At 73.3% G+C, this 25,125-nt stretch carries 24 protein-coding genes and 1 pseudogene; 17 read left to right on the forward strand and 8 right to left on the reverse strand.

Features of this window, described 5'->3' with window-relative positions; all coding sequences use genetic code 11:
- Positions 1-168: 168 nt before the first annotated feature.
- From mshB to AZE13_RS02865, 8 genes are all read left to right on the forward strand, one after another.
- Complete coding sequence (gene mshB, locus AZE13_RS02830) at positions 169-1,197, forward strand: N-acetyl-1-D-myo-inositol-2-amino-2-deoxy-alpha-D-glucopyranoside deacetylase (protein WP_066926413.1); 1,029 nt, start codon at positions 169-171, stop codon at positions 1,195-1,197.
- Positions 1,194-1,712 (forward strand): DUF6113 family protein, encoded by a 519-nt coding sequence (locus AZE13_RS02835; RefSeq protein WP_066926415.1) that lies wholly within the window; start codon positions 1,194-1,196, stop codon positions 1,710-1,712. Before mshB ends, AZE13_RS02835 begins: the two co-directional genes overlap by 4 nt.
- A gap of 248 nt (positions 1,713-1,960) precedes the next feature.
- Complete coding sequence (locus tag AZE13_RS02840) at positions 1,961-4,351, forward strand: hypothetical protein (protein ID WP_066926417.1); 2,391 nt, start codon at positions 1,961-1,963, stop codon at positions 4,349-4,351.
- 162 nt (positions 4,352-4,513) lie between these two features.
- The gene (locus AZE13_RS02845) at positions 4,514-5,518 is read left to right on the forward strand and encodes an ABC transporter ATP-binding protein (protein ID WP_066926419.1); all 1,005 of its coding nucleotides are present in this window, start codon (positions 4,514-4,516) and stop codon (positions 5,516-5,518) included.
- A 57-nt stretch (positions 5,519-5,575) separates the two neighbouring features.
- Complete coding sequence (locus tag AZE13_RS02850; protein ID WP_066926421.1) at positions 5,576-6,313, forward strand: ABC transporter permease; 738 nt, start codon at positions 5,576-5,578, stop codon at positions 6,311-6,313.
- Positions 6,310-7,614: a sensor histidine kinase gene (locus tag AZE13_RS02855; protein WP_079123636.1), complete on the forward strand. Its 1,305-nt coding sequence runs from the start codon at positions 6,310-6,312 to the stop codon at positions 7,612-7,614. The genes AZE13_RS02850 and AZE13_RS02855 overlap by 4 nt, the downstream gene beginning before the upstream one ends.
- 94 nt (positions 7,615-7,708) lie before the next feature.
- A complete protein-coding gene (locus AZE13_RS02860) occupies positions 7,709-8,314 on the forward strand; it encodes a response regulator transcription factor (protein WP_066926423.1) in 606 nt (201 codons plus the stop codon).
- A gap of 227 nt (positions 8,315-8,541) precedes the next feature.
- Complete coding sequence (locus AZE13_RS02865; protein WP_079123637.1) at positions 8,542-9,708, forward strand: PP2C family protein-serine/threonine phosphatase; 1,167 nt, start codon at positions 8,542-8,544, stop codon at positions 9,706-9,708.
- On the opposite strand, the gene AZE13_RS02870 is transcribed toward AZE13_RS02865, so the two are convergent.
- Both AZE13_RS02870 and AZE13_RS02875 read right to left on the reverse strand, forming a co-directional pair.
- On the reverse strand, positions 9,675-10,535 hold the full coding sequence (locus AZE13_RS02870) for a transglutaminase-like domain-containing protein (protein WP_066926425.1): 861 nt from the start codon (positions 10,533-10,535) through the stop codon (positions 9,675-9,677). The two genes, AZE13_RS02865 and AZE13_RS02870, sit on opposite strands and share 34 nt — an antisense overlap.
- Positions 10,536-10,830: 295 nt before the next feature.
- Positions 10,831-11,994 (reverse strand): GNAT family N-acetyltransferase, encoded by a 1,164-nt coding sequence (locus AZE13_RS02875; protein ID WP_066926428.1) that lies wholly within the window; start codon positions 11,992-11,994, stop codon positions 10,831-10,833.
- Positions 11,995-12,134: 140 nt separating this feature from the next.
- Between AZE13_RS02875 and fdxA the strand changes: the two genes are divergently transcribed.
- Both fdxA and dapC read left to right on the forward strand, forming a co-directional pair.
- Positions 12,135-12,455 (forward strand): ferredoxin, encoded by a 321-nt coding sequence (fdxA, locus tag AZE13_RS02880; RefSeq protein WP_066926429.1) that lies wholly within the window; start codon positions 12,135-12,137, stop codon positions 12,453-12,455.
- Between the two features lie 258 nt (positions 12,456-12,713).
- Complete coding sequence (gene dapC / locus AZE13_RS02885) at positions 12,714-13,835, forward strand: succinyldiaminopimelate transaminase (RefSeq protein ID WP_066926430.1); 1,122 nt, start codon at positions 12,714-12,716, stop codon at positions 13,833-13,835.
- A gap of 770 nt (positions 13,836-14,605) precedes the next feature.
- Here the strand turns inward: dapC and AZE13_RS39200 are convergent.
- Positions 14,606-14,765, reverse strand: a pseudogene (locus AZE13_RS39200) (ATP-binding protein); the annotation flags it as partial.
- Positions 14,766-15,096: 331 nt separating this feature from the next.
- The gene (locus AZE13_RS02895) at positions 15,097-16,029 is read right to left on the reverse strand and encodes a heavy metal transporter (protein WP_066926432.1); all 933 of its coding nucleotides are present in this window, start codon (positions 16,027-16,029) and stop codon (positions 15,097-15,099) included.
- A 40-nt stretch (positions 16,030-16,069) separates the two neighbouring features.
- Between AZE13_RS02895 and dapE the strand changes: the two genes are divergently transcribed.
- A complete protein-coding gene (gene dapE / locus AZE13_RS02900) occupies positions 16,070-17,170 on the forward strand; it encodes a succinyl-diaminopimelate desuccinylase (RefSeq protein WP_066926434.1) in 1,101 nt (366 codons plus the stop codon).
- Positions 17,171-17,249: 79 nt separating this feature from the next.
- Entirely contained in the window at positions 17,250-17,999 is a 750-nt protein-coding gene (locus AZE13_RS02905; RefSeq protein WP_066926436.1) for a TIGR00730 family Rossman fold protein, read from the forward strand.
- Positions 18,000-18,014: 15 nt separating this feature from the next.
- Here the strand turns inward: AZE13_RS02905 and folP are convergent, their stop codons facing one another.
- On the reverse strand, positions 18,015-18,875 hold the full coding sequence (gene folP, locus AZE13_RS02910; RefSeq protein ID WP_066926439.1) for a dihydropteroate synthase: 861 nt from the start codon (positions 18,873-18,875) through the stop codon (positions 18,015-18,017).
- A 92-nt stretch (positions 18,876-18,967) separates the two neighbouring features.
- Here folP and AZE13_RS02915 point away from each other — a divergent pair, with 92 nt between their 5' ends.
- Positions 18,968-19,480, forward strand: coding sequence for a DivIVA domain-containing protein (locus AZE13_RS02915; protein ID WP_066927181.1), 513 nt, complete (start codon positions 18,968-18,970; stop codon positions 19,478-19,480).
- The gene (locus AZE13_RS02920; RefSeq protein ID WP_066926441.1) at positions 19,477-20,082 is read left to right on the forward strand and encodes a DNA-3-methyladenine glycosylase I; all 606 of its coding nucleotides are present in this window, start codon (positions 19,477-19,479) and stop codon (positions 20,080-20,082) included. Before AZE13_RS02915 ends, AZE13_RS02920 begins: the two co-directional genes overlap by 4 nt.
- 50 nt (positions 20,083-20,132) lie before the next feature.
- Here AZE13_RS02920 and AZE13_RS02925 read toward each other — a convergent pair whose 3' ends face one another.
- Positions 20,133-20,933: an enoyl-CoA hydratase/isomerase family protein gene (locus AZE13_RS02925; protein ID WP_066926443.1), complete on the reverse strand. Its 801-nt coding sequence runs from the start codon at positions 20,931-20,933 to the stop codon at positions 20,133-20,135.
- 324 nt (positions 20,934-21,257) lie between these two features.
- Here AZE13_RS02925 and AZE13_RS33640 point away from each other — a divergent pair, with 324 nt between their 5' ends.
- Complete coding sequence (locus AZE13_RS33640) at positions 21,258-21,425, forward strand: DUF3117 domain-containing protein (RefSeq protein ID WP_079123638.1); 168 nt, start codon at positions 21,258-21,260, stop codon at positions 21,423-21,425.
- Positions 21,426-21,560: 135 nt separating this feature from the next.
- On the opposite strand, the gene AZE13_RS02930 is transcribed toward AZE13_RS33640, so the two are convergent.
- Positions 21,561-22,244, reverse strand: a complete 684-nt coding sequence (locus tag AZE13_RS02930; protein WP_066926445.1) for an O-methyltransferase — start codon at positions 22,242-22,244, stop codon at positions 21,561-21,563.
- A 315-nt stretch (positions 22,245-22,559) separates the two neighbouring features.
- On the opposite strand from AZE13_RS02930, the gene sigE reads away from it, so the two are divergent.
- Both sigE and AZE13_RS02940 read left to right on the forward strand, forming a co-directional pair.
- Positions 22,560-23,231: an RNA polymerase sigma factor SigE gene (gene sigE, locus AZE13_RS02935; protein ID WP_066926447.1), complete on the forward strand. Its 672-nt coding sequence runs from the start codon at positions 22,560-22,562 to the stop codon at positions 23,229-23,231.
- Positions 23,228-24,229: an anti-sigma factor family protein gene (locus tag AZE13_RS02940; protein ID WP_066926449.1), complete on the forward strand. Its 1,002-nt coding sequence runs from the start codon at positions 23,228-23,230 to the stop codon at positions 24,227-24,229. The genes sigE and AZE13_RS02940 overlap by 4 nt, the downstream gene beginning before the upstream one ends.
- A 566-nt stretch (positions 24,230-24,795) precedes the next feature.
- Here the strand turns inward: AZE13_RS02940 and AZE13_RS36695 are convergent.
- A partial coding sequence (locus tag AZE13_RS36695) for a hypothetical protein (protein WP_220127554.1) occupies positions 24,796-25,125 on the reverse strand: 330 nt, incomplete at its 5' end.

Consider the following 25,125-nt stretch of genomic DNA (forward strand, 5'->3'; position numbering starts at 1 on the left):
CGCTCGTCCTGATGTGCCCCGGCCCGTCACGCCCCGGCCGGGACCGGGGCGTGACGAGCCGGGGCCGGGGCCCGGGCGGCAGGCCCGCGGGCGTGCCGCGAGCCCTGGTCCGGGGGTGGCCGGGATCGCCTGATGAGGTCGCGGCGGGCGGCTCGTAGGCTTGTCCGCATGACCGCCCAGCCGCCCCCCGAGCGTCACGCCGAGCCCCCCGCCCGCCGTCTCCTCCTGGTGCATGCCCACCCGGACGACGAGTCGATCAACAACGGCGTGACCATGGCCAAGTACGCCGCCGAGGGCGTGCAGGTCACCCTCGTGACCTGCACGCGCGGCGAGGAGGGCGAAGTCATTCCGCCCGAGCTCGCCCACCTCGCACCGGACCGCGACGACGCCCTCGGCCCCTTCCGCGCCGACGAACTGGCCGCCGCGATGGCCGCGCTGGGCGTCACCGACCACCGCTTCCTGGGCGCGCCGGGCCGCTATCGCGACTCCGGGATGATGGGCGCACCCCAGAACGAGCGGCCGCACGCCTTCTGGCGGGCCCCGCTCGACGAGGCGGCCGCCGACCTGGTGGCCGTCATCCGTGAGATCCGGCCGCAGGTCCTGGTCACCTATGACCCGAACGGTGGATACGGCCACCCCGACCACATCCAGGCGCACCGCGTCGCCATGCGCGGCGCCGAGCTCGCCGCGGAGCACGGTTTCCGGCCCGAGCTGGGCCGCCCGTACGCGATCGAGAAGATCTACTGGAACTGCAACCCCCGCACCGTGGTCGAGGAGGGCTTCGCGCGCCTGCGCGCGTACGGCCACGGCTTCTCCGGAATCGCCGCCGTCGATGAGGTACCGGGCGTGGTGCCGGACTCCGAGGTCACCGCCGCGATCTCCGGCGGCCCCGAGTGCGTCGCCGCGAAGGCCGCGGCGATGCGCGCGCACCGCACCCAGATCGTGGTCGACGGGGCGTTCTTCGCGCTCTCCAATGACCTGGGGCAGCCGCTGTTCGCCACCGAGTACTACCGGCTGGCGCAGGGCGGCCGGGGTGCCGCGACCGGTGGGGAGGAACGGGGCGAACGGGATGAACGGGGCGAGCGCGATCTCTTCGCCGGTATTGGTGGGGGTGCCGGTGTGGGTAACGGTGACGTGGTCAGCTCGGAAATAACGGGTATGGAAGAGAATGCCCGGATCGAGGAGGTGGCGGAATGAGCGCTGCGACAGGTGGTGGCGCCGGCGCGGCCCCCGGCAAGAAGGGCGAGAAGGGTGGCAACGGCGGTGCGGCCCCCGGAGGGAAGGGCGGGAAGGGCGGCAACGGCGGTCCGGTCGCCGGCCGCAGTGCGCCCGCCGCGCCCCTCACGCCCGCTCGGATCGGTATATACGCCCTGCTCCTCGTCGCCGGTGTGCTGGTCGCGTTCGCGGGCGCGCTGCTGCAAGCGGCCTGGTTCCCCGGCGGGTTGGTGCTCGCCCTGTGCGGGGTCGCCGGTCTCTTCCACGGCGGTGCCCGGGCCACCGGCACCACCGCCGGTGCGCTGGTGCCCGGCGCGGCCTGGCTGCTGACCGTGTTCGTGCTGCTCGGCAACGTCCGTCCGGAAGGCGACTTCCTCTTCGGGCCCGGCGCCGGGACGTACGTCTTCCTGCTCGGCGGCATCCTCGCCGCTGTGATCTGCGCCACCGCGGCCCAGATGCGAGCCGCCGGTGTGCGGTACGGCCGAGTCGGTGGATGACATGGTCCCCACGTGGTCCATACCGGGACGGATGCCCCGCAAGTCCGGGTGAACGGCCCCGTAAGTGCGAGTGAACAGCCCCGGAGCAGGGGTATCGCCCGTGGCGGCGGTCTTCGCACGCTCGCCGGGTGGCCGCCCGCGGCGGACAGTATGGTGGTGCGCGCCGTCGCGCCGCCCTGGGGGCACCCCTCGGCCTCGGGCCGGGGATCATCTCTGACGAGCGGCGGAGCCAACCGGGAGAACCTGCTTTGAGTCGTGAATCTGACAGTTCGTCCTCCGGCCTTCAGGGCCGTGGCGCAGCCGCGTACCCGTCAGGAACGCCGCCGTACGGCTCGCCCAGGGGAGACGCCGACGATGCGTCGGCGCCCGGTGCCGCGGAGCGGCCGGAGGAGCCCAAAACCGAGACCACGCTGACCACGCGGATCAAGATCAACATTCCGGGTTCGCGTCCCATCCCGCCGGTCGTCGTGCGCAAGCCCGTCGGCGAGGAGCCCGGTACGAACGGGTCCGCCGCATCCGGTGGTTCCGCCGGTCCCACCGGTCCTGCCGGTCCTGCGGGTTCCCCTGGTTCTGCCGGTCCCGCCGGTTCCCGGGGCACCCCCCGTACCGCCGCAGGCGGTGGCGGCGAGCGGACCGCGGAGCGCACGGGCGGCACCCCCCGGCCGCACGCCCCGGCCGACGAGGCGGCGGCGAGCAGCCGGGCCGAGAAGGCCAGCGACTGGTTCGCACCGCGCAAGGCCCAGGGCGGGCCGTCCGGTTCGACCACCGGCTCCCACGCCGCCCCGCCCGCCCCCGGCGGCAGCACCCCGCCGCACGGCACCCCCAAGCAGCGGCCCGATCTGCCGTACTTCTCCGACGGGCCGGCCCCGGCCGCGGCCACGCAGGGCGCCCCGTCGCCGTACGACGACGGGGCGCCCCCGGCCGGTGCCGCGCCCTTCGAGGGCGTTGCGCGGGACGGAGGCGTCCCGGACGGTGGTGCACTCGGATTCGGCGGTTCCACGCCGCCCGGTGCCGCACCGCGCGGTTCCATGCCGTCGGGTCCGTCCGGTGCCACGCCGCCTGGTTCCATGCCGTCGGGTCCGTCCGGTGCCACGCCGTCCGGTGCGGTGCCGTCCGGTGCGGTGCCCGGTACGGCGCGCGGCGACGAGGCGCCCTTCGACCCCCTCGCGCACAGCGGAACACCATTCGACGCACCCGGCGTCGGCCTGCCGCGTGACCACAGCCCGTTCGACGCCCCGGCCGGCGGCCCCAGCGGTCCGACGACCGGACCGGCCCGCGGCGACTCCGCACTCAACCTTCCGCCCGGCTTCGGCGACCCGCACGCGGGCGCCGCCGGTACGCCCCGGAGCACGCCCCCGGCCCTCGACGAGACCGCCGAGCTCACTCCGCAGCCGCCCGCGCCCCTCACCGGTCCCGGCAGTGGCGTCGGCTCCGGCCGCGGCATCTCCGGCGGACTGCCCGGCTCCCAGAGCGGCGTAGGAGCTGGTGGCCCCGGCGCCGGCCGCCGCGACCGCATCTCCGGCGACACGCTCGTCAGCGGCATCCCGGCCACCCCGGGCACCGACGGCCCGGCCTCGGGCTCGGCCCCGAAGAACGCGCCGTCGCCGTTCGCCGCTTCCCCCGCCGGTACGGGCGAGAGCGCCGCCCCCAAGCCGCGACCCAAGATCCCCGAGCCGATCAACCCGCCCAAGAAGGGCCGCAACAAGCTCGTCCTCGTCGGCGTCGCCGTCGTGGTCCTGGCCGGTGTCGCCTACGGCGCCGGACTCCTGCTCGACCACGCCGACGTCCCCAACGGCACCACCGCGCTCGGCGTGGACATCGGCGGCACCAGCAAGGAGGAGGCCGTCAAGAAGCTGGAGCCGGCGCTCAAGGACCGCCGCTCCACGCCGCTGAAGCTCACCGTCGACGGCAGGACCGTCACCCTCGACCCCGCGAAGGCGGGCCTGGACGTCGATCTGCAGACGACGGTCCGCAACGCCGCCGGCCGGGACTACAACCCGGTCTCCGTCATCGGCTCCCTCTTCGGCGCCGCGCGGACGGCCGAACCGGCGATGGTCGTCGACCACGAGAAGATCCAGGTCGCCCTGCGGAGCCTCGCGGGGGCCGGGAACGCCGCCGAGGGCGGTATCACCTTCGAGAACGGCAAGGCCGTACCGCGCTACGGCACCCCCTACAAGGCCATCGACGCCAAGGCGTCCGAGCAGAAGGTCGCCGACGCCTACCGCGACCGCGTCACCACCGGGGCCGAGACGCCCGTCGTGCTCGCCAGCAGCACCCAGCAGCCGAGGGTCGGCAGGGACGCCGTCGACAAGGCGATGAAGCAGTACGCCGAACCCGCCATGTCCGGCCTGGTGACGGTCCGTACGGACGCGGCGCACGCGGTCTCCTTCAGCCCCCAGAAGTCCATCCCGAAGTTCCTGTCCTTCAAGGTCGGCAGCGGCGGCGAACTCGTGCCGTTCTACGACCGGGCCGCCCTCAAGGAGCTCTACGGCGACACCTTCAACGGCGTCCTGCTCACCAAGGGCGACGGCTCCAAGAAGCCGGTCACCGTCGAAGAGGTGGCCAGCGCCGTCGCCAAGGCCCTACAGGGCACCACCCCGGCCGAACGGATCCAGACCATCGGCGCGGACAACGCCTGACGGACGATGGACATCGCCTGAAGGCCATGGATGAATGGGCCCCAGGGGTGCCCGCTCGGCACAGCGCGAGCGGACCCTGGGGCTCACCCATGACAGATGTCATGCCGCAGTGCGGACAACCGACACTGCCGCACACCCGGCGGATCCCGGAAGCTGAATGGCATGACGATCACCTCGACCACCACAGCCACCACCGCCAGGGGGGCGGCCCGGGCACCCGTGGTCAGCTTCCGTCAGGTCAACAAGCGCTACGGCGCGGTGCGCGCGGTCGCCGACCTGGATCTGGAGCTGCATCCGGGAGAAACCGTCGCCCTCCTCGGCCCGAACGGCGCCGGCAAGTCCTCCACCCTCGACCTGCTCCTCGGGCTGCGCGGCGCCGACTCCGGCACCGTCACCCTCTTCGGTACGACGCCGCAACGTGCCATCCAACAGGGCAGGGTCGGTGCGATGCTGCAGAGCGGCGGCCTGATGGAGGGCGTCAAAGTCAGGGAGCTGGTCAAGCTGGCCCGCGACCTGCACCCGCACGGCTACCCCCTCGACCAGATCCTGGCCACCGCCGGCATCACCGAGATCGCCGACCGGATGGTCGACAAGCTCTCCGGCGGCCAGGAGCAGCGCGTACGGTTCGCCCTCGCCACCGCCGGCGCCAACGACCTGATCGTCCTGGACGAGCCCACCACCGGCATGGACGTCTCGGCCCGCCAGGCCTTCTGGGGTGCGATGCGCCGACAGGCCCAGCAGGGCCGTACGGTCCTGTTCGCCACCCACTACCTCGAAGAAGCCGACGAGATAGCCGACCGGGTCATCGTGCTGCACCGGGGCCGGGTGCTGGCCGACGGTACCGCTGCCGAGATCAAGGCCAGGGCGGGCGCCCGCCGCATCGCTTTCGACCTCGACGGGCCGATCGACCACGGGGCGCTGCGCGGCCTGCCGTTCCTGACCGCGGTCGAGGTGTCCGGACGCACGGTCCGTATCCAGTCCGCCGACGCGGATGCGACGGTGCACGCGCTCTACGGCCTCGGGCTGTACCCACGCAACCTGGAGGTCGCCGGCCTCGGCCTGGAGCAGGCGTTCATCGCCCTCACCACCGCCTCCGAATCTCCCGCTTCCGAATCCGCCGCGTCCGAAGACGTCCACCGCGTCCGAACCGACGTTCACCGCGCCTGAACCGACGTCCTCCGCGTCCGCATCCACCACGCCCGACCACGCCCGGAAGACCACACCATGACCACCCTGATCAAACTCGAAGTCACCCGAGCGCTGCGCAACAAGAAGTTCATGTTCTTCTCGGTGATCTACCCGCCGCTCCTCTACCTGATCATCGCGGGCGGCGCGGACAACAAGCCGATCCCGGGCACCCAACTGAGCATGCCCCTCTACTACATGGTCGCCATGGCGGCGTTCGGTGCCATGACGGCCGTACTGCTGGGCAACAGCGAGGCGATCGCCAAGGAGCGGGCGAAGGGCTGGGTGCGACAGCTGCGCCTGACCGCGCTGCCCGGACGCGGCTATGTCGCGGCCAAGATGGCCGCCGCCGCGACGATCAGCCTGCCGTCGATCCTGCTCGTCATGATCGCCGCCGCTGCGGTCAAGGGCGTACGCCTGGAGGCATGGCAGTGGACGGCCATCCTGGCTGCCACCTGGCTCGGCAGCTTCGCCTTCGCCGCGCTCGGTGTGGCCATCGGCTATCTGGCCAGCGGCGACGCGGTCCGGCCGATCGCGATGCTGATCTACTTCGTGCTGGCGTTCCTGGGCGGCCTGTGGATGCCGCTGACGATCCTGCCGCAGTGGGTGCAGAACATCGCCGAGTGGCTGCCCACCCATGCCTACGCCGCACTGGGCCAGGCGGTCGAGGCCGGCGGCGCTCCGGACGTCAAGGACATCGCGCTCCTTATCGGATACCTTCTGGTCTTCGCGGCGGCTGCCGCATGGCTGTACCGGAAGGACGCACGCAAGGCATGAACGAGCCGGAGACCGAGCGGAACCCGCTGCTGATGGGCAACCGGCCCCGCACCGGCAGGCAGGCACTGGGCAAGGCGGCGTGGATCGCCATCTGGTTCCTGTACCTCATCGGTCCCGTCGGGCAGCTGCTCGACGGCGGGATCCCCCTCGCACACGAGGTGCTGGGCTGGGCCGGTCTCGTCGCCTTCATCGGCGGATACTTCGCTCTGCTCTTCCGGCAGCTGCTCCACCTCCCGCAGAGCGGGCCGGCGGTGCTCTCGGCAGTAGTCGCCCTGGGAGCGCTGGCCGCCACGCTGTCTTTGACGCTCGGTCCCAACTGGCTGGTCCTGTTCACGTTCGTCAACGTCGCGGCGGCGGTGGTGCTGCCCTTCGCCCAGGCGCGGTGGGCGATCCCGGCAGGGACCACCATGGTCATCGCCATCGGGCTGCGCTCCCCGGACATCGCGGCCTACCTGTTCGCCTACGCCCTGCCCTGCCTGGCGGCCGGCTTCACGATGCTCGGAGTGCAGCATCTGATCCGTACGACCAAGCAACTGCGCGAGGCGAGGGAGGAGGTCGCCCGCCTCGCCGCCAACGACGAGCGGCTGCGCCTCGCCCGTGACCTGCACGACCTCCTCGGCCACTCGCTCTCCCTGATCACGCTCAAGAGCGAGCTGGCCGGACGGATGCTTCCCGACCGGCCGGAGGACGCCGCCCGGCAGGTGGCGGACATCGAGCGGGTCAGCAGACAGGCGCTGATCGACGTCCGGGAGGCGGTCACCGACTACCGCCGCCCACAGCTCGCCGTCGAGCTGGCCGGGGCGCGCGCCGCGCTCCGCACCGCCGGAGTCGCGCTCACTGTCGACCCGGCGCTGGAGCGCGAGCACCGGGGCCTGGCGGCCGACGAGGAGGGCGCCCTCGCCTGGGCGCTCCGTGAGGCCGTCACCAACGTCGTACGGCACAGCGGCGCCCGCCGCTGCGAACTCCTCCTCACCGAGGAGTGGGAGGCCGACGAGCGCCACTACCTCCGCCTCTCTGTCCTCGACGACGGCGCCGGCCCGCCCCGCGCCCAGCACGACGGCAACGGCCTCAGCGGCCTGCGGGAACGCCTCGCCCTGGCCGACGGCCGCCTGGAAACCGGCCCCGCCCCGCGCACCCACGGCTTCGCCCTGCACGCCTACGTCCCCCTGCTCGCACCAACCTCCACAAACCCCACAACCTCCACCGACGCTTCCACCCCATCCCCCCCTCCGACCCCCTGCACCCCACCCCCACCAAAATCACAGAACGTAGCAATAGCAGGAACAAATAACTCTCCGTAATCGTTGCCGTAAACAAGGAACCGCGGCCCAGGCACACCAAGCACAGCCCCCCGGCCAAGCAAGCCCCTCGGCCAACCTGGCTAAGCTGGCCCGCATGATCAGACTCCTGCTGGCCGAGGACCAGTCGATGGTCCGGGAGGCGCTGGCCGCGCTGCTGTCGCTGGAAGGCGACCTCGAGGTCGTCGCGCAGGTGGCACGCGGGGACGAGGTGCTGCCGGCCGCGCGGGCGCAGGACGTTGACGTCGCACTGCTGGACATCGAGATGCCCGGCATCAGCGGACTGGACGCCGCGGCCGCCCTCCGCGACGAGCTGCCCGGCGTCAAGGTCGTCGTCCTCACCACCTTCGGCCGTCCCGGCTATCTGCGCCGCGCCATGGAGTCCGGTGCGCAGGCCTTCCTGGTCAAGGACGCCCCGGCGGCCCGGCTCGCGGACGCGGTGCGGCGGGTGCTGCGCGGCGAGCGGGTCATCGACCCCGTACTGGCGGCGGCCGCGCTCGCCGATGGCGCCAGCCCCCTCACGGACCGCGAGCGGGAGGTCCTGCTGACGGCGGCGGACGGCGCCACCAATGCCGAGATCGCTGCCGCCCTGCATCTGTCCCAGGGCACGGTGCGCAATTACCTGTCCACCGCCATCCAGAAGACCGGCGCCCGGAATCGCGCCGAGGCGGTCAGCACGGCCCGTGACAAGGGCTGGCTCTAGGGCGGGGGACAAAGGCCGGTTCTGGGGTTGAGGGACAAGGCCGGCTCTCGGGCCGGCTCTGGGGTTGACGGGCAAGGCCGGCTCTCGGGCTGGGGCTGAGGGGCGAGCGTCGGCTCTGGGGCCGGGGCCTGGGCTGGGGCTGTCGTCTGGGGCTTTGGGCTGTGGCTTTGGGCCGGGGCCTTTGCCCCTGTGCGGTGTGGGGTGGTGTCGAGCAGGCTTGAAGTGTTATGCGAGCCCATCGTGCCCATCGAGGTGCCCATCGAGCCCATCGTCCCCGCTCGTGGGAGAGCGGCCGTCGTACCGCCGCGCTGCTGAGCCTGGCGATCGTCGTGGTGGCTGCGCTGGACGCGACGACCGGGCCGGAGCTGCATATCTCGGCGTTCCTGGGGCTTGCGCCGCTGTATGCCGCGCTGCGCTGCTCGTTTCCGCAGACGCGGCTGGTGGCGGCGGTCTTCGTGGCGTCGCTGACCTACGTCGACCTCTTCGCGGTGCCGGACTGGGCTCCGGCGAGCCGGGCGGTGGGTATCTTCGGCGAGTACCTGGTGGCGGTGTTCGCCCTGGTGCTGTGCCGCACCCGGCTGCAGCGTGAGGCGCTGTACGAACGGACGAGTCTGGTGGCCGACACCGTGCAGCGGGCGATGCTGCGTGAGCTGCCGCTCGTCGCCGGGCCGGTCGAGGCGTACGGCTTCTATGTGTCCGCCCAGGAGGGCGCCCGGGTCGGCGGCGACATCTACGAGGCCATCGAGACCCCGCACGGGCTGCGGCTGATGATCGGCGATGTGCAGGGCAAGGGCATGCCGGCGATCGGCGCGGGCCTGGAGGTGCTGGCGTCCTTCCGGGAGGCCGCGCAGCACCTGGAGTCCCTGGACTCGGTGGCCGAGCGCATGGAGCAGGCGCTGACCCGCTACAACGCCCGCTCCCTCGAGCAGGGCACCGACGAGCGCTTCGTCACGGCGTTGCTGATGGAGGTGTGCGGCCCGGGCGAGCTGGCGCGGGGCCGGATGCTGTCCTGCGGCCACATCCCGTACTACCTGGTGCGCGGCGGCCGGGTCCACGAGCGCCGGGACGGTGAGGGCGGGCTCCCGCTGGGCCTGGGCGCGCTCACCGGCGAGCCGCGCCGCGGCGTCCGGATCCGCCCTGAGCCGGGGGACTGGGTGGTGCTGTGCACGGACGGAGTGACCGAGGCGCGTGGCCAGGACGGCGAGTTCTATCCGCTGGCCGCTCGGCTGGCCGGCTGGACGGATCTGGAGCCGCCCGAGCTGGCCCGTAGGCTCCGCGCCGACCTGGAGCGCTTCACCGGTGGTGAGCTGCTGGACGACGCGACCGTACTGGTGGTCCGGCGGCGCCCGCCCGCCACGGATCAGTTGAGCATGGCGCGGGCCGCGGCGGCCTGACGCCGGACGGCCTTCGCGCCCGCCGGCTCGACGGCCTCCACCACCTGGGCGTACTCCTCCAGCTCGGCCGCTCCGGCGAGGAACTCGCCGCGCTGGACGAGCAGTTGGGCGTGCTCGTGGCGCAGCCGCGCCGGATGCCGGGGCAGGAGGAGGGACAGCTCCAGCGCCCACAGCTGCACCGCGCTGTGCTCGGGGCGGGCCTGCGCCCAGGCCCGGATGTTGTTGAGCACCCGCAGCACGATGTCCAGCGGATCGGCGGGTTCCGTCATCGGCGCGGTCAGCCGCCCGCCGGTCGCCCCCGCCACCAGCAGCGCCGCGTCGTCACCGGTGAGCAGCCGCCCGCCGGCGAACGGATCGGCCAGGACATGGGCCCCGTACGGGTCGCCGAAGCCGACGACGAAGTGCCCGGGCAGAGCCACCCCGTACACGGGGGCGCCGGCCCGCCGCGCGACCTCCATCCACACCACCGACAGCAGGATCGGCAGGCCCCGGCGCCGCCGCAGCACCTCGTGCAGCAGGGAGGACTCCAGCCGCCGGTAGTCGCCGGGCGAGCCGGCGAAGCCGCAGCGGGTGCCGAGAAGTTCGGCGACGTTGCGGGCCCAGGCGCCGGGGCCGCCGGCCGGGTGGTAGGGCAGAAGCCCGGCCAGGCGGTCCAGTTCGATCTGAGCCTCGTCCAGGACGGCGGGGTCCAGTGCGGGATCGGCCTCGGCGCCGATCAGCAGGCACAGCAGCGCCAGGTCCGGCCGCTCGGCGCGGGCGGTGTCGGCGAACAGCCGCCGCCGCTCGGCGCGGGCGTCCTGCTCCGGTCCGGAGGGTTCCGGGGCCATATCGGGTTCCTGATCGGGTTCCTGGGCCATATCGCTGTCCCTCGATCGTCCGGGGCCGGCCGGCCGTGTCAGCTGTCCCGGATCCGTCGTCTGGATCCGTTGCCTGGATCCGTTGTCCTGGGTCGGTCGTTCTGGGGTCGGTCGTCCTGCGTCGGTCGTCCTGGGGCCGGTCGTCCTGCGTCGGTCGTCCTGGGGCCGCCGGCCGGGATGGTCGTCCTGGATCAATTGTCCTGGGTCGTGTTCATTGTCCTGGCCATACCGGCGGGATACCTGCTCAGTGCTCAGCGGTCGGCGATCAGTGGGATACGCGTCCGGTGCCGGCGCCCGTGTGCGGCAGGGGGCGGCGGTAGTGGTAGCCGTGGTGGTCGCTGAAGCCGAGCCGGTCGTAGAGCGCGAGGGCGCCTGTGTTGTCCGCCTCGACCTGGAGGTATGCGGCCGAGGCGCCCTCGTCCAGGGCCCGCTCGGCCAGCGCCGCCGTCACCGCGGTGGCCAGGCCCTGCCGCCGCTCGTCCGGGGCCACCTCTATGGCGGCGAAGCCGGCCCAGCGACCGTCGACGACCAGCCGGCCGATCGCCGCCGTCCCGCCGTCGGCGCCGCGTACCGTCGCGAACCACACCGAGGGCCCGCCGGTCAGGACCTTCAGCGCGGCCGACCCCGACCCCGATCCCGCACCCGACCCCGCGCCCGCGCCTGCGCCCGCGTCCGCACCCGACCCCGCGTCCGCACCCGACCCCGCGCCCGCACCCACGCCGATCCCGTCGCCGATCCGGTTGTAGAGGGCGAGCCACTCCGGACCCGGCTCCCGGGTCAGGGTGACGTGGGTGGAGGCACCCCCGGCAGGGGCAGGGCCAGGGGAAGCGTCAGCGGCGGTGTCGGCGAGCGGTGCCAGCCCGGAGATCAGGACCCGGGTGTGCCCTTCGGCGGCCCAGCCGCGCCGCTCCAGTTCCGCGGCGAGCGCCCGGTCGCCCTCCGTCCGCCCGGTGGCGACCGCGATCACCGGCGGCAGCCCGCGCACCTCGTACCACCGGCCGATGTGCTCCAGCGCCGCGTCCAGGGGGAGGCCGGGGTCGCCGAGCGGCAGGACGGAATTGGCCCGCCGGGTGAATCCGCCGGAGGCCCGTAGCGTCCATTCCCCGAGACGTTCCGTCTCGACGGCGGGCCAGCCGCGGGCCGCGACCTGCTGGAGCTCGCGGGCGGTGGTGGCGGGGACCTTCCTCCGGGCCGGGCGGGTGGGCACGGTCTTGGCCGCCACCAGCGACGACTCCTCGATCTGTACGCACTCACCGGTGCGACGTGTGATGCTCAGCACATCCTCGTCCCATGATGTGAGCACGCCGACCACGTCCGTGAATGCCGGTTCCCCCTCCCCGCCCCCCGTGCGGCGCCGGACGGATACCCTTTTGCCCACGTCAGCACGGGTGATGCGGACCTCCGCGCGACCGCCGGCCAGGAATGCCATCGCTCAAACCGCCCCTCTTGTTCGTCTCATGCCCAGGAACGGAGATACTAGGTGGCGGGCATCGACGACGCCGCGCTCCCGCGCGCCCCGTGGCGGTACCGCCGATCGGTCCGCCGGCCCTACCGAGGAGGAACGACAGCGTGACCTACGTCATCGCGCAGCCTTGTGTCGACATCAAGGACAAGGCGTGCATCGAGGAGTGCCCGGTCGACTGCATCTACGAGGGCAAGCGGTCCTTGTACATCCACCCGGACGAATGCGTCGACTGCGGAGCCTGTGAGCCGGTCTGCCCGGTCGAGGCGATCTTCTACGAGGACGACACTCCGGATGAGTGGAAGGACTACTACAAGGCGAACGTCGAGTTCTTCGACGAGCTCGGTTCGCCCGGTGGCGCCAGCAAGCTCGGGCTGATCGAGCGCGACCACCCCTTCATCGCAGAGCTGCCGCCGCAGAACCAGTAAGGGTCCGGGGCCGGGGGAGGGAGCCGTCCGCTCCCTCCGGCCCCCGACGTCACCAGCGGTCGCACGGCGCCGCCCGGGTCCCGTACGGCGGGTACGCCGTGCGGAACCGACACCGCCCGGTCCCGTACGGCCCAGCCCTACGGGACCGCGGGCTTTTTCGCGCCGGCGTCCGGCAGCCCGGCGCTGCTGAGCAGTCCGGCACCACCGGGAAGCCCCGGCGCCGCCGAGCGGTCCGGCACCACCGAGAAAGAGAGCACCGTGGGCGCAGCCTCCACCCCCCAGCCCGTCTCCCCCCGCGACCGGCTCCCCGTCTTCCCGTGGGACCGGCTGGAGCCGTACAAGACCACCGCTGCCGCGCACCCCGACGGCATCGTCGACCTGTCCGTTGGCACGCCCGTCGACCCGGTGCCCGGGGTGGTCCAGCGGGCGCTGGCCGCGGCCGCCGACAGCCCCGGCTACCCGACGGTGTGGGGGACGGCCGCACTGCGCGACGCGCTCACCGGCTGGGCCGCCGACCGCCTGGGCGCCCAGGGCCTGGAGCATGCGAACGTGCTGCCGGTCGTCGGCTCCAAGGAGCTGGTGGCCTGGCTGCCGACCCAGCTGGGCCTGGGCCCCGGGGACCGGGTCGGCTACCCGCGCCTGGCCTACCCGACGTACGAGGTGGGTGCCCGGCTGGCCGGGGCCGAGCCGGTGGTCTACGACGATCCGTGCGAACTGGACCCCAGCGACCTGAAGCTGCTGTGGCTGAACTCGCCGTCCAACCCCACCGGCCGGGTGCTCGGTGCCGAGGAGCTGCGCCGTACCGTCGCCTGGGCGCGTGAGCACGGCGTGCTGCTCTTCAGCGACGAGTGCTACCTGGAACTGGGCTGGGACGCGGACCCGGTCTCGGTGCTCCACCCGGACGTGTGCGGCGGCACGGTGGACGGCATCGTCGCCGTCCATTCGCTCTCCAAGCGTTCCAACCTCGCGGGCTACCGTTCGGCCTTCCTCGTCGGCGACGCGGCGGTCCTCGACGACCTGCTGCAGATCCGTAAGCACGGCGGCATGATGATCCCGGCCCCGGTGCAGGCCGCCACGGTGGCGGCGCTGGGCGACACCGCCCATGTGGCCGAGCAGCGGGCACGCTACGCCCGCCGCCGGGCCGCGCTGCGCGGCGCCTTCGAGGCGGCGGGGTTCCGTATCGAGCACAGCGAGGCGTCGCTCTACCTGTGGGCGACGCGTGACGAGCCCTGCTGGGACACGGTCGGCGAGCTCGCCGAGCGCGGCATCCTCGTCGCGCCGGGCGAGTTCTACGGGCCCGCCGGAGAGCGGTTCGTGCGCATCGCCTTCACCGCGACCGACGAGCGGGTGGACGCCGCGGTGCGCCGCCTGGCGCAGTAGGGCAGTAGGGCAGTAGGGCAAGTAGGGCGGCAGGCGCGGGTGCGGCCGCCGGGCCTCGGTACGGCTGCGGGGTACGGCGTCAGAGGTACGGCCATGTGACCGGTGCGTGGCCGGAACGCGAAGGGCCCGGGGAGAGGGAGTTCCCCGGGCCCTTGTGTGTCCTACAGGTGGGACGGCGGGTCACTTGCCGCCGAAGGAGCCGCCGCCGAACGAACCGCCCCCGAACGAGCCGCCGAACGGGCCGCTCGGCATCCCCATCGGCGCGGGGCTGACCGGCATGCCGACGGGGAGGCCGACCGGCAGGCCGCCGACCATGGCGACGGGGGCCGCCGGACTCTTCCCCTTCTTGCCGCCCTGGGCCGGGACGTTCTGCACCTTCGCGCTGTGGATCGGGCCGTGCTGCGTCGTGGCTGTCCGGGCCGGCGCGTGCTGCGTCGCGGCCGGAGCCTTGGCCGTACGGACCGGGGCGCCCTTCACCTGGCCGGGGCGGGCCGGTGCGCTGTGCGGCTGCTCGAGCGCGGTACGGGCCTGCCGGTGGAGGACCTTGACCAGGGACTTCGGCAGGGTGTTGGTCGAGACGCCGTCCTTGACGAGCGGCCGGGCCGCGCCCTCCACCTTGCCGACGACCCCGTTGGTGAGCGGCATGGTCTTCTTCATGGCCGGGGTCGCGGTCTCGCCGGCCGCCGGAGCGAGCTTCTGCGTCGCCGCCTTGCTGGTGGCGTTCACCACGTCGACGCCGTCGCGCGTGCCGTGGTTGAGGGACTTGCTGGTGTTCTGGGAGTCCAGGGGCGCGGTCAGTCCGCCCAGGCCGGGCGCCTTGGCGGGCAGTTCCGCGGCGCTCGCGGAGCCGGCCGCAGCGACCACGGGAGCGGCGCCTGCTGCGACGAGCAGGGCGGCTCGGGCGATCCGACGCGTAACGGGGAGGGACATGGTGCTCCTTTTACGGAGAAGGACTCGTACTTCTGACAGATGTGCCATGTCCGCCTGGCGGACGCATTGACTACCGCGTCAGACCCCCGAAGGTTGCGGTGAATTAAGGTAAAGAGTTGGTAACGCATTGCATTATCGGCCGTGCGAAAGAAGGGCAATATGTGCACCGCCGGCGAAGGCTGCGGAGTGTCATGTCCCCACGTACGCAAGGGAATTGACGGGGCGGGGCAGGGCGGGTTTCGGTAACTTCCGCATTTCTGCCGGGAATTGCTCCCTCTTGCATTCCGCCGACCCCGTCCGCGTACCAGCGGGATATTCCGGGGTGATGGAATTACTTGGCGGTGATGATACGAACGTCCCGCTCGGCCGACGCGGCACCATTTCCCGGCCGGCGCTGCCAGCCCTTCTCCGCATCGGCCGCCGACCACATCCGGCCGGCGTACGAGATCTGTTCGATGCGCAGTTCTGCCGCGTGCGCCATCGCCCACGTCGCGAGCTGCCAGCCGCGCCGCGCGGTATCGCCGTCGGCCCCCGCCCCCGACTGCCGCACCGGCACGGTCAGGGTCTGCCCGCCGCCCGCACCGCGCCCGCCGGCGCCGGCCGTCCGCGGCAGCACCGCGGGCCCGAACTCGCGCACCAGCTTCGCCCGCACCGCCGCGGCGCCACCCGGCTCGCTGTCCACCGGACGGCTCTCGGTGCAGGTCATCGCGCCCGGGTCGCGGCCGGTGAGCGCTCCGGTGAGCCGCGCGGCGTTCGCCTCGTGCTTGGCGTACGCCTGCGGATAGCCACTGCGCTGCACCTTCTGCGCGGCGACGGTCAGCGGCAGCCGGGAGTAGCCGGGCACCTTCGCCAGATGCTGGTAGAACTCGCCGGCCGAATAGACCGGGTCCATGATCTGCCGCACGGTGCCCCAGTCCTGGGACGGCCGCTGCTGGAAGAGGCCGACGGAATCCCGGTCGCCGTAATCGATGTTGCGCAGCCCGGACTCCTGCATGGCGGTCGCCAGCGCGATGGTCACCGCCCGTTCCGGCAGCCCTCGGGCGGACGCCACCGCCGAGATCGTCGCGGCGTTCCCGGCCTGCTCCGGGGACAGCTCGTACGCCTCCTCGTCCCCCTCGGCGCGCACCGTGCAGACCGGCGCCCCCGGCCCGCCGGTGATGTACTGCACCAGCAGATAGCCGGCCAGCCCGAGCAGTACGGCGAGAGCCGCGGCGGTGCGCCAGAGGCGTGAGCGGCGGGCGGGGAGAACGGGCTTGGCTGACACGCGCCCACCGTACTGGAGTGCTGCCGATAGGGTCGGATCCATGGAGCGCTCCACACACCCCACCGCCCTCGACCTGTCGCTCGACGCCGCCGCGCTCACCGCGCAGCTGGTCGACTTCCCGTCGGAGAGCGGCCAGGAGAAGGACCTCGCCGACGCCGTGGAGCAGGCGCTGCGCGCCCTGCCGCACCTGACCGTCGACCGGTACGGCAACAACGTCGTGGCCCGTACGCGGCTGGGCCGCGCCGAGCGGGTGGTGCTCGCCGGCCACCTCGACACCGTCCCGATCTCCGACAACCCCCCGAACGTGCCCTCCCGGCTCGACGAGGACGGCGTCCTGTGGGGCTGCGGCACCTGCGACATGAAGTCCGGCGTCGCCGTCCAGCTGCGGATGGCGGCCACGGTCCCCGCGCCCAACCGCGACCTGACCTTCGTCTTCTACGACCAGGAGGAGGTCGCCGCGCACCTCAACGGCCTCGGCCGGGTCGCCGAAGCCCACCCGGACTGGCTCGCCGGGGACTTCGCCGTCCTCCTGGAGCCCTCCGACGGCCAGGTGGAGGGCGGCTGCCAGGGCACCCTCCGGGTCCTGCTGCGCACCACCGGGGAGCGCGCGCACTCCGCCCGCAGCTGGATGGGCGCCAACGCGATCCACGCCGCCGCCCCGATCCTGGCGAAGCTCGCCGCGTACCAGCCGCGCCGCCCGGTGATCGACGGCCTGGAGTACCGCGAGGGCCTCAACGCCGTCCGCGTCGAGGGCGGCGTCGCCGGCAACGTGATCCCCGACGCCTGCACGGTCACCGTCAACTTCCGCTACGCGCCCGACCGCACCCCGGACGAGGCCGTCGCCCATGTACGCGAGGTCTTCGCGGACTGCCCCGTGGACGAGTTCGTCATCGACGACCACTCCCCGGGTGCGCTGCCCGGACTGTCGCACCCGGCGGCCAAGGCCTTCCTGGAGGCCGTCGGCGGCCGGGCGATGCCCAAGTTCGGCTGGACCGACGTCTCCCGTTTCAGCGCCCTGGGCGTGCCGGCCGTCAACTACGGACCGGGGAACCCGCTGCTCGCGCACAAGAAGGACGAACGGGTCGAGGCCGACCGCATCCTGCACTGCGAGGAGCGGCTGCGCGCCTGGCTGACGGCCTGACGCCGGACCTTCACATCGGGGAAGCTCCGATGGATCTACGCTGAAACGGCAAACGATCTGTCTGCGGAGGGAGCACGTCATGGCCAGTCCCCAGGGAGCACCGGTCCCCGAGGAGCAGCGGCTGGGTCCCGTTCTGCGCCGCCACGACCAGGTGCAGCCCGGGACCACGGACCAGCGGCTGCTGGACTCCGCGGGCCCCTCCGAGTGGGTGCACACCGACCCCTGGCGGGTGATGCGCATCCAGTCGGAGTTCGTCGAGGGCTTCGGCGCGCTCGCCGAGCTGGGCCCGGCCGTCAGCGTCTTCGGCTCGGCCCGTACGCCCCGCGACTCCAAGGAGTACGACGCCGGCGTACGGATCGGGCGGGCCCTGGTGGACGCCGGGTTCGCGGTGATCACCGGGGGTGGTCCGGGGGCGATGGAGGCGGCCAACAGGGGCGCCAAGGAGGCCGGCGGCGTCTCCGTGGGCCTGGGCATCGAGCTGCCCTTCGAGCAGGGCATGAACGACTATGTGAACCTCGGTGTGGACTTCCGGTACTTCTTCGTGCGGAAGACCTGCTTCGTGAAGTACGCCCGCGGGTTCGTGGTGCTCCCCGGCGGGCTGGGCACCCTCGACGAGCTCTTCGAGGCGCTCACCCTCGTCCAGACCCGTAAGGTCACCCGCTTCCCGATCGTGCTGTTCGGCACGGACTACTGGAGCGGGCTGGTCGACTGGCTGCGCGACACCCTGATCGCCGAGGGCAAGGCCTCGATGCACGACCTGGAGCTGTTCCGCCTCAGCGACGACGTGGACGAGGCGGTCACCCTGCTGACGAAGGAGGTCGGGCTCTAGGGCCTGTCGTCGGCGTCAGGCCAGGCCGCGGCGGGCGACCGCCGGGGGGCGGTGGCCGGCGATGGAGGCGACCATGTCCAGTACCTGGCGGGTCTCGGCGACCTCGTGGACGCGGTAGACCTGGGCGCCCAGCCAGGCCGAGACGGCGGTGGTGGCCAGGGTGCCCAGGACACGCTCCTTGAGCGGGCGGTCGAGTGTCTCCCCGACGAAGTCCTTGTTGGACAGGGAGACCAGCACCGGCCAGCCCGAATCCACCATCTCGCCCAGCCGGCGGGTGGCCTCCAGGCTGTGCCGGGTGTTCTTCCCGAAGTCGTGCCCCGGATCGATCATGATCGCGTCCCGCCGGACGCCCAACTCCACCGCCCGCTCGGCCAGTCCGAGCGTGACCCGCAGGATGTCGGCCATCACGTCGTCGTACGTCACCCGGTGCGGCCGGGTACGCGGCTCGACGCCGCCCGCGTGGGTGCACACCAGGCCGACGCCGTAGCGCGCCGCGACCTCCGCGAGCCGCGGATCGACGCCGCCCCAGGCGTCGTTGAGCAGATCCGCGCCGGCCTCGCAGACCGCCTCACCGACCTCGTGCCGCCAGGTGTCGACGCTGATCACCACGTCGGGGAAGCGCTTGCGCACCTCGGCGACGAACCCGACCGTGCGGCGGGCCTCCTCCTCGGCGCTCACCTCCTCGCCGGGGCCGGCCTTGACGCCGCCGATGTCGATGATCGCGGCGCCCTCGGCCACCGCCTGCTCCACCCGGGCGAGCGCCGGCTCGTCGTGGAACGTGGCGCCCTGGTCGTAGAACGAGTCCGGGGTCCTGTTGACGATGGCCATGATCACCGGCTCCTGCGCCCCGAACTCGCGATTTCCCAGCCGCAGCATTCCCTGACTCCCTCTCCGTGGTCCGGGAGCGACCCTAACTGTCACACCCGCATGGCACGATCGGTGCAGACACTGAGTCCGGGGAGTTGGTCGTGTTCTGGTTCTTGCTGATCGCGATGGTCGTGGTGGTGGCCGCGGTCACGCTCGTGGTCGTCGGCGGTGACGGCGGTGGGCTGCGGGACGCCGAGCCGGACCGGCTGTACGACCCGCTGCCCGGCGACCGTCCGGTGGCCCGCGCCGATGTGGAGGCCGTCCGGCTGCCGGTGACGGTCCGCGGCTACCGGATGGACGACGTGGACGACGTCCTGGACCGCCTGGGCGCCGAGCTCGCCGAGCGGGACGCCCGGATCGCCGAGCTGGAGGCGGCGCTGGCCGGCGCCCATGCCGCGGCGATGGGCGCGCCGGGGCTGACGGGGAGTGGTCCGGGGCCGGCGGAGGGCGCCCCGGGTCTGGCGGAGGACGGTCCGGGCCCCGTGGTGAAGAGCGGCCCGGGGCCGGCAGAGAGCGGCCGGGGCCGGGATGCGTCCGTCGGGGGCGGCGGTGGGGCGCAGGCGGCCGGAGCCCCCGAATCCGCGCGCCGGCCGGAAGGCGAGGGGCAGGCATGAGCGGTGTGGTGACGGCGCCGGACGGGGTTCCGCGCTGCCCGTGGGGCATGGAGTCGGAGCGGATGGCCGACTACCGCGCGTACCACGACACCGAGTGGGGTCTGCCGGTGCACGGCGACGACGCGCTCTTCGAGCGGATGAGCCTGGAGGCGTTCCAGTCCGGGCTCTCCTGGATCACGATCCTGCGCCGCCGGCCCGGCTTCCGTGCCGCGTTCGCCGGCTTCCGGATCGCGGCGGTGGCGCGGTTCACGGACGCGGACGCCGAGCGGCTGCTCGGGGACCCCGGCATCATCCGCAACCGCGCCAAGATCGCCGCGACGATCGGCAACGCCCAGGCCGCCGCCGGGCTGTCCCCCGGTGAGCTCGACGAGCTGATCTGGTCCTACGCCCCGGACCGGTCCGGCCGTCCGGCGCCGCGCACCCTCGCCGAGGTGCAGGCGGTGACCCCGGAGTCCACGGCGCTCGCCAAGGAGCTCAAGAAGCGCGGCTTCCGCTTCGTCGGCCCGACCACGGCCTACGCGATGATGCAGGCGTGCGGCCTGGTCAACGACCATCTGGCGGAGTGTCATGTACGGGCGGCGGTGGAGGCGGCCGCCGGCTGAGCCCGGCCGGGCGGCGGACCGGGGATGTCGGCATCGGGCGCCGGACGGGGTCAGCGGCCCAGGAAGACCGGCTTCTCCTTCTTCACGAACGCGTCGACCGCGATCCGGTGGTCCTCCGACGCCCCCGCCCGCACCTGCAGCTCGTCCTCCTTGCCCAGCGCCTCGGTGAGGGAGTGCCCGGCGCCGTAGGCCAGCGACTCCTTGATCGCGGCGTAGGCGCCGGTCGGGCCCTGGGCCAGCCGCCGGGCGACGGCCGCCGCCTCCTCCGCCAGCGCGTCGGCCGGTACGACCTTGTTGGCGATGCCCAGCTCGTACGCTTCCTGGGCGCTGACGCTGCGCGGGAAGAGCAGCAGATCGGCAGCCCGGCCGTGCCCGATCAGCCGGGGCAGCGTCCAGGACATCCCGGAGTCCGCGGTCAGCGCGACGCCCGCGAAGGACGTGTTGAAGGACGCCGAGTCGGCGACGACGCGGTAGTCGGCGGCGAGGGCGAAGCCCGCCCCGGCGCCCGCGGCGACCCCGTTGACGCCCGCGACCACCGGCTTGGGCATCCCGGCCAGCGTCGTCACGATGGGGTTGTAGTGCTCACGGACGGTGCTCATGGTGGAACCGGAGCCGGTCGCGCGGTCCTCCGCGAGCAGGCCGATGTGCTCCTTGAGGTCCTGCCCGACGCAGAAGGCGCGCCCGGTGGCGGTCAGCAGCACGGCGCGGACGGCGGGGTCGGCCGCGGCCTCCCGCAGGGTGTCCCGCAGCTGGACCTTGGCCTCGATGTTCAGCGCGTTCATCGCGTCGGGGCGGTTCAGGGTGACCGTCGCGAGTCCGTCGGTCACGTCGTAGAGCACGGTGTCGGCCATGGTCGGTAGTCCCCTCCGTCGCGGCTCGGACTGCCCGGCAGCGGCAGTCCGAGCTCAGGATGCCGGAGATCATCGGCCGTGCGCATGTGACGTACGTCAAAGATTGCGGCCGGGCCGGAGGTCGGGGGAGGGAGGAGTATCGCAGCCCGCTCCCCGAATTGAGTGGGTTTGGGGCAGCGCGTTGCCGAAGGGATGCTCCCCGATGTTGGTCATCGGGTCGTTCGATGCGGGATAATGGCCTGGAAGCAATGTGTTCGATGCCGGTGACACGTGCCTATTCGGGCCGTCGGCTGAGATGAGCTGGTTTCAGGAAGGGGAACGAGCATGGCGGCCATGAAGCCGCGGACGGGCGACGGCCCGCTCGAGGTGACCAAGGAGGGGCGGGGCATCGTCATGCGCGTTCCGCTCGAAGGCGGTGGACGACTCGTCGTCGAGCTGACCCCGGACGAGGCCAAGGCCCTGGGCGAGGCCCTGGAGAAGGTCGCCGTCTGACGACGGTGACACCGGTGGATTCCCGGGGCCGACCGCCCCGGTAGCCCCCACGTCGTACCACCCGGCCCCGGCAGGCGGCGCGCAGCGGATGCGTGCCGCCTGCCGGGGCCGTTCCCTGTGCGGCCGCGCTCGGCGTCAGCCGCGCTTGGTCGCGCAGAGCAGGCCGTCGCCGACCGGCAGCAGGGACGGCACCAGCGCCGTGCTCTCCCGCACGGCCCGTAGCAGTTCGCGCAGCCGCAGCACCTCGGCCGGCTGCACCGCCGAGTCGACCGTGCGGCCGTCGGCGAAGACGCCTTCGAAGCAGACCAGGCCGCCGGGGCGCAGCAGACGCAACGATTCAGCGAGGTACTCCAGGTACTCCATGAGGTCGCCGTCGCAGAAGACCAGGTCGTATCCGCCGTCCGCGAGCCGCGGCAGGACGTCCAGGGCGCGGCCGGGGATGAAGCGGGCGCGGTTGCCGGCGAAGCCGGCCTCGCGGAACGCCTGCCTGGCGCAGGCCTGCCGCTCGGGTTCGCAGTCCACGGTGGTCAGCACCCCGTCGGGCCGCATGCCGTCCAGGAGGTAGATGCCCGACACGCCCGTGCCGGTGCCGATCTCGGCGACCGCCTTGGCGTCCGCGGTGGCGGCGAGCAGGCGCAGGGCCGCGCCGGTACCGGCCGTCACTGTGCGGATGCCGGCTTCCTGGGCGCGGTCGCGGGACCAGCGCAGGGCGGTCTCGGCGGTTCCGTCGAGTGTTCCGGCGCCGTACGCCTCGGCGAATGCCAAGCTCGTCTGCCGGTTGCCGGTAATGGCCCTCTCCTGTCCCCGTAGTTGACGCAACCGTGACTGTATCCGCTGCGCGCGGGAACCCGCAGATGGGACCGGGCGTTAAAGGAGGAGCAGGGGAAAGACGGGGGGATGGCAGTGGTGAACACGGTGCGAGACGGGACTCGCGGCCAGAATCAGGATCAAACACGGGACAGCCGGAAGCAGGACCAAATGCAGGTCAAATCTGCTTATCCGGAGCTAACGGGCGAGGCGGATATGGTAGGGGCTCTACTGGACACCACCAGAGCCACCAGGGGAGGTGCGGCTGCGGCGGGTGACCGAGGAGTGCTGAGGCGCTTGAGAAGGTCGTTCTCCGAGCCGAAATCCGTGACCGACACCGCTGACCGTTTCCGCACGCAATCCGCACGCACCGCGACCTTCGCCGCAGACGCGGATACGCAGGCGTGGACTCCGCCCACCTGGGAGGAGATCGTCAGCACCCACAGCGCACGGGTCTACCGCCTCGCCTACCGCCTCACCGGCAATCAGCACGACGCCGAGGACCTCACCCAGGAGGTGTTCGTCCGCGTCTTCCGCTCGCTGTCGACGTACACCCCCGGCACCTTCGAGGGCTGGCTGCACCGCATCACGACGAACCTCTTCCTGGACATGGTCCGCCGCCGGCAGCGCATCCGCTTCGACGCGCTCGGTGACGACGCCGCCGAGAAGCTCCCCAGCCGTGAGCCCGCGCCGCAGCAGCAGTTCGACGACACCCACTTCGACGCCGATGTCCAGCAGGCGCTGGACACCCTCGCGCCCGAGTTCCGTGCCGCGGTCGTCCTGTGCGACATCGAGGGTCTGTCGTACGAGGAGATCGCCGCGACGCTCGGCGTCAAGCTGGGCACGGTCCGCAGCCGGATCCACCGCGGCCGCTCCCATCTGCGCAAGGCGCTCAAGCACCGCGCTCCGGCGGCGCGCGCCGAGGAGACCCGCGCCGAGAAGGCGCGCGAGCGGCGGCAGCTGGCCGTGGTGCCCACCGGGGAGGTGGGAATCGCGTGAGCCTCAGTGGCGGTCCGTCCCCCGCCGAGCAGCATCTCGGCGACCGCCTCGCGGCCCTGGTCGATGGCGAGTTGGGGCATGACGCGCGCGAGCGGGTGCTCGCGCATCTCGCGACGTGCGGGAAGTGCAAGGCAGAGGCCGACGCCCAGCGCCGGCTGAAGAGCGTGTTCGCCGAGGCGCCGCTCCCGGGCCCCTCCGCGGGCCTGCTGGCGCGCCTCCAGCAGCTGCCCGGCGGCGATCCCGGTGGTCCCGGCAGCCGGCTCGGCGATGGCGGGTTCGGGCGTGACGGCGGCTTCGGGCAGGGGGGTCGCCCCGCTCGGGCGAGGTCCGGAGTGGGGGAGCACTCGGGAGTGCGGGAGGAGTTCGGCCGCGGCGGAGCGTTCGGGTACGTCCCCGCCGACGGCCACGGCGGCCGTGCGATGGCCGCCGTTCCCGCGCAGGCCCGTCCGCGCGGCGTCCGCGGCCCGGAGGCCGAACGGCCGGTGCAGCGGCGCCGGTTCGCGTTCGCGGCGGCCGGCGCGGTCTCGCTCGCGGCCTTCGCGCTCGGCGGCGCCCTGCCGCTGGAAGCGGCCGTCGACGCGGGCGGCGGACGCGGCGAGGGCAGCGGCACGGCCGTCACCCCGCTCGGCGTCAGCCCCGCGGCCGACGGGGGCTCGCTGTCCCATGGCTCGGAGTTCCTCCGGACCGGCGTCTCCCGGGAGTGGACGTGGCCGGCGTCCGGCGCCCCCACCCCGGTGCCGGCGCCCAGTGCCATGGCCCTGAACGGCCCTGGCGCCGCGGCCGCACCCTCCGCGGCGGCGGTGGAGCGGCCGGCCGGCCCCTTCGGCCTTTCGCCCCTGATAGCCGCGACGCGTCCGGGCCCGGCGTACCACCCCGGGCCGCCCACCTCCGCGGCCGGCGGGGCCTCGGCACACCGGAACCCGTCCCCGTCGGTGCCCGGCCGGCCACTGCTCGGCTCCGCGGCCGCCGTCCACGGCCCCACCGTCGCCCAGCGCTGACCGGTCCCTGCGCGGCCCCGCGCGGAACTGATTGAATCGCCTGGGGCGGCGCACCCCTGACCGGGCAGCTGCCGCGAGGTGGTGGTGGCCCGCGCACGCGGGCGAATTCTGGGGAGAACATGGACGACGGGAAGGCTGCCGGGCCGAAGTTGAAGTGGTGGAGCCGTCCGGGACACACCCCGGGCAGCGGGCCGGCCGCCGGTGCCGGCCCGCAGGCGACACCGTCCGCCGACGGCCCGGCGGAGGCGGCGCCGGCGGACGCGTCCGGCAGGGCCGCCATATCCGGTGTGCGGGGCCCGGCGGACCAGGGCGTCCGCCCGCAGGAGGCGCCCGCGTCCGAGGCGTCCGCGTCCGAGGCGTCCGGCGCAGGTACGGAACCGGCCCCCGCGACGCCGGCGGACCAGGCGCCCCCGGTGTCCGCCGCTCCGCCCGGCGCACCGCCGCGGCGGCCGCAGCCGCTGCACCCCGAGGACCCCTACGGCACGCCCCCCTACGGCGGCCCCGGACCCTGGGCCCCCGCACCGCCCGTGCAACGACCGGTCACGACGCCCGCACACGGCACCGCGCTACCGCCGGCCGCCGGGCCCATGCCGCCGTACGGCCCCCCGGCCCCGGCAGCGGGCTACCCGAGTCCGCCGCAGTCGCCGCCACCTGCCGCTCCGCAGGGCGCGGACGGCGGCGGGACCGTCGCAGCCCCGGGCCGTCCCGGGGGCGCGTCCGGCGCCCCCGGCGCGTCCGGCGACGACCGCGCGCCGGCCGGCCCGGACAGCGCCCAGCCGCACCCGCTCGGTCCGCCCGGTCCGGCAGACTCCGCGCAGCCGCAGCCGCAGCCGCAGCCGCAGCCGCAGCCGCAGCCGCAGCCGCAGCCGCAGCCGCAGCCGCAGCCGCAGCCGCAG

This window comes from Streptomyces sp. NBRC 110611 (genome assembly GCF_001590865.1).
Classification (GTDB): domain Bacteria; phylum Actinomycetota; class Actinomycetes; order Streptomycetales; family Streptomycetaceae; genus Streptomyces.

Excerpts from the sequence above, each read along its gene's own strand:
- AZE13_RS02920 (WP_066926441.1), top strand. The coding sequence starts at position 19,477 with ATGAGCGGTGTGGTGACGGCGCCGGACGGGGTTCCGCGCTGCCCGTGG.
- AZE13_RS02850 (WP_066926421.1), top strand. The coding sequence starts at position 5,576 with ATGACCACCCTGATCAAACTCGAAGTCACCCGAGCGCTGCGCAACAAG.
- AZE13_RS02905 (WP_066926436.1), top strand. The coding sequence starts at position 17,250 with ATGGCCAGTCCCCAGGGAGCACCGGTCCCCGAGGAGCAGCGGCTGGGT.
- AZE13_RS02870 (WP_066926425.1), bottom strand. The coding sequence starts at position 10,535 with ATGGCCCCGGAACCCTCCGGACCGGAGCAGGACGCCCGCGCCGAGCGG.
- AZE13_RS02925 (WP_066926443.1), bottom strand. The coding sequence starts at position 20,933 with ATGGCCGACACCGTGCTCTACGACGTGACCGACGGACTCGCGACGGTC.
- AZE13_RS02860 (WP_066926423.1), top strand. The coding sequence starts at position 7,709 with ATGATCAGACTCCTGCTGGCCGAGGACCAGTCGATGGTCCGGGAGGCG.
- dapE (WP_066926434.1), top strand. The coding sequence starts at position 16,070 with ATGGAGCGCTCCACACACCCCACCGCCCTCGACCTGTCGCTCGACGCC.
- AZE13_RS02855 (WP_079123636.1), top strand. The coding sequence starts at position 6,310 with ATGAACGAGCCGGAGACCGAGCGGAACCCGCTGCTGATGGGCAACCGG.
- AZE13_RS02845 (WP_066926419.1), top strand. The coding sequence starts at position 4,514 with ATGACGATCACCTCGACCACCACAGCCACCACCGCCAGGGGGGCGGCC.
- AZE13_RS02835 (WP_066926415.1), top strand. The coding sequence starts at position 1,194 with ATGAGCGCTGCGACAGGTGGTGGCGCCGGCGCGGCCCCCGGCAAGAAG.
- AZE13_RS33640 (WP_079123638.1), top strand. The coding sequence starts at position 21,258 with ATGGCGGCCATGAAGCCGCGGACGGGCGACGGCCCGCTCGAGGTGACC.
- mshB (WP_066926413.1), top strand. The coding sequence starts at position 169 with ATGACCGCCCAGCCGCCCCCCGAGCGTCACGCCGAGCCCCCCGCCCGC.
- AZE13_RS02875 (WP_066926428.1), bottom strand. The coding sequence starts at position 11,994 with ATGGCATTCCTGGCCGGCGGTCGCGCGGAGGTCCGCATCACCCGTGCT.
- folP (WP_066926439.1), bottom strand. The coding sequence starts at position 18,875 with ATGCTGCGGCTGGGAAATCGCGAGTTCGGGGCGCAGGAGCCGGTGATC.
- AZE13_RS02865 (WP_079123637.1), top strand. The coding sequence starts at position 8,542 with ATGCGAGCCCATCGTGCCCATCGAGGTGCCCATCGAGCCCATCGTCCC.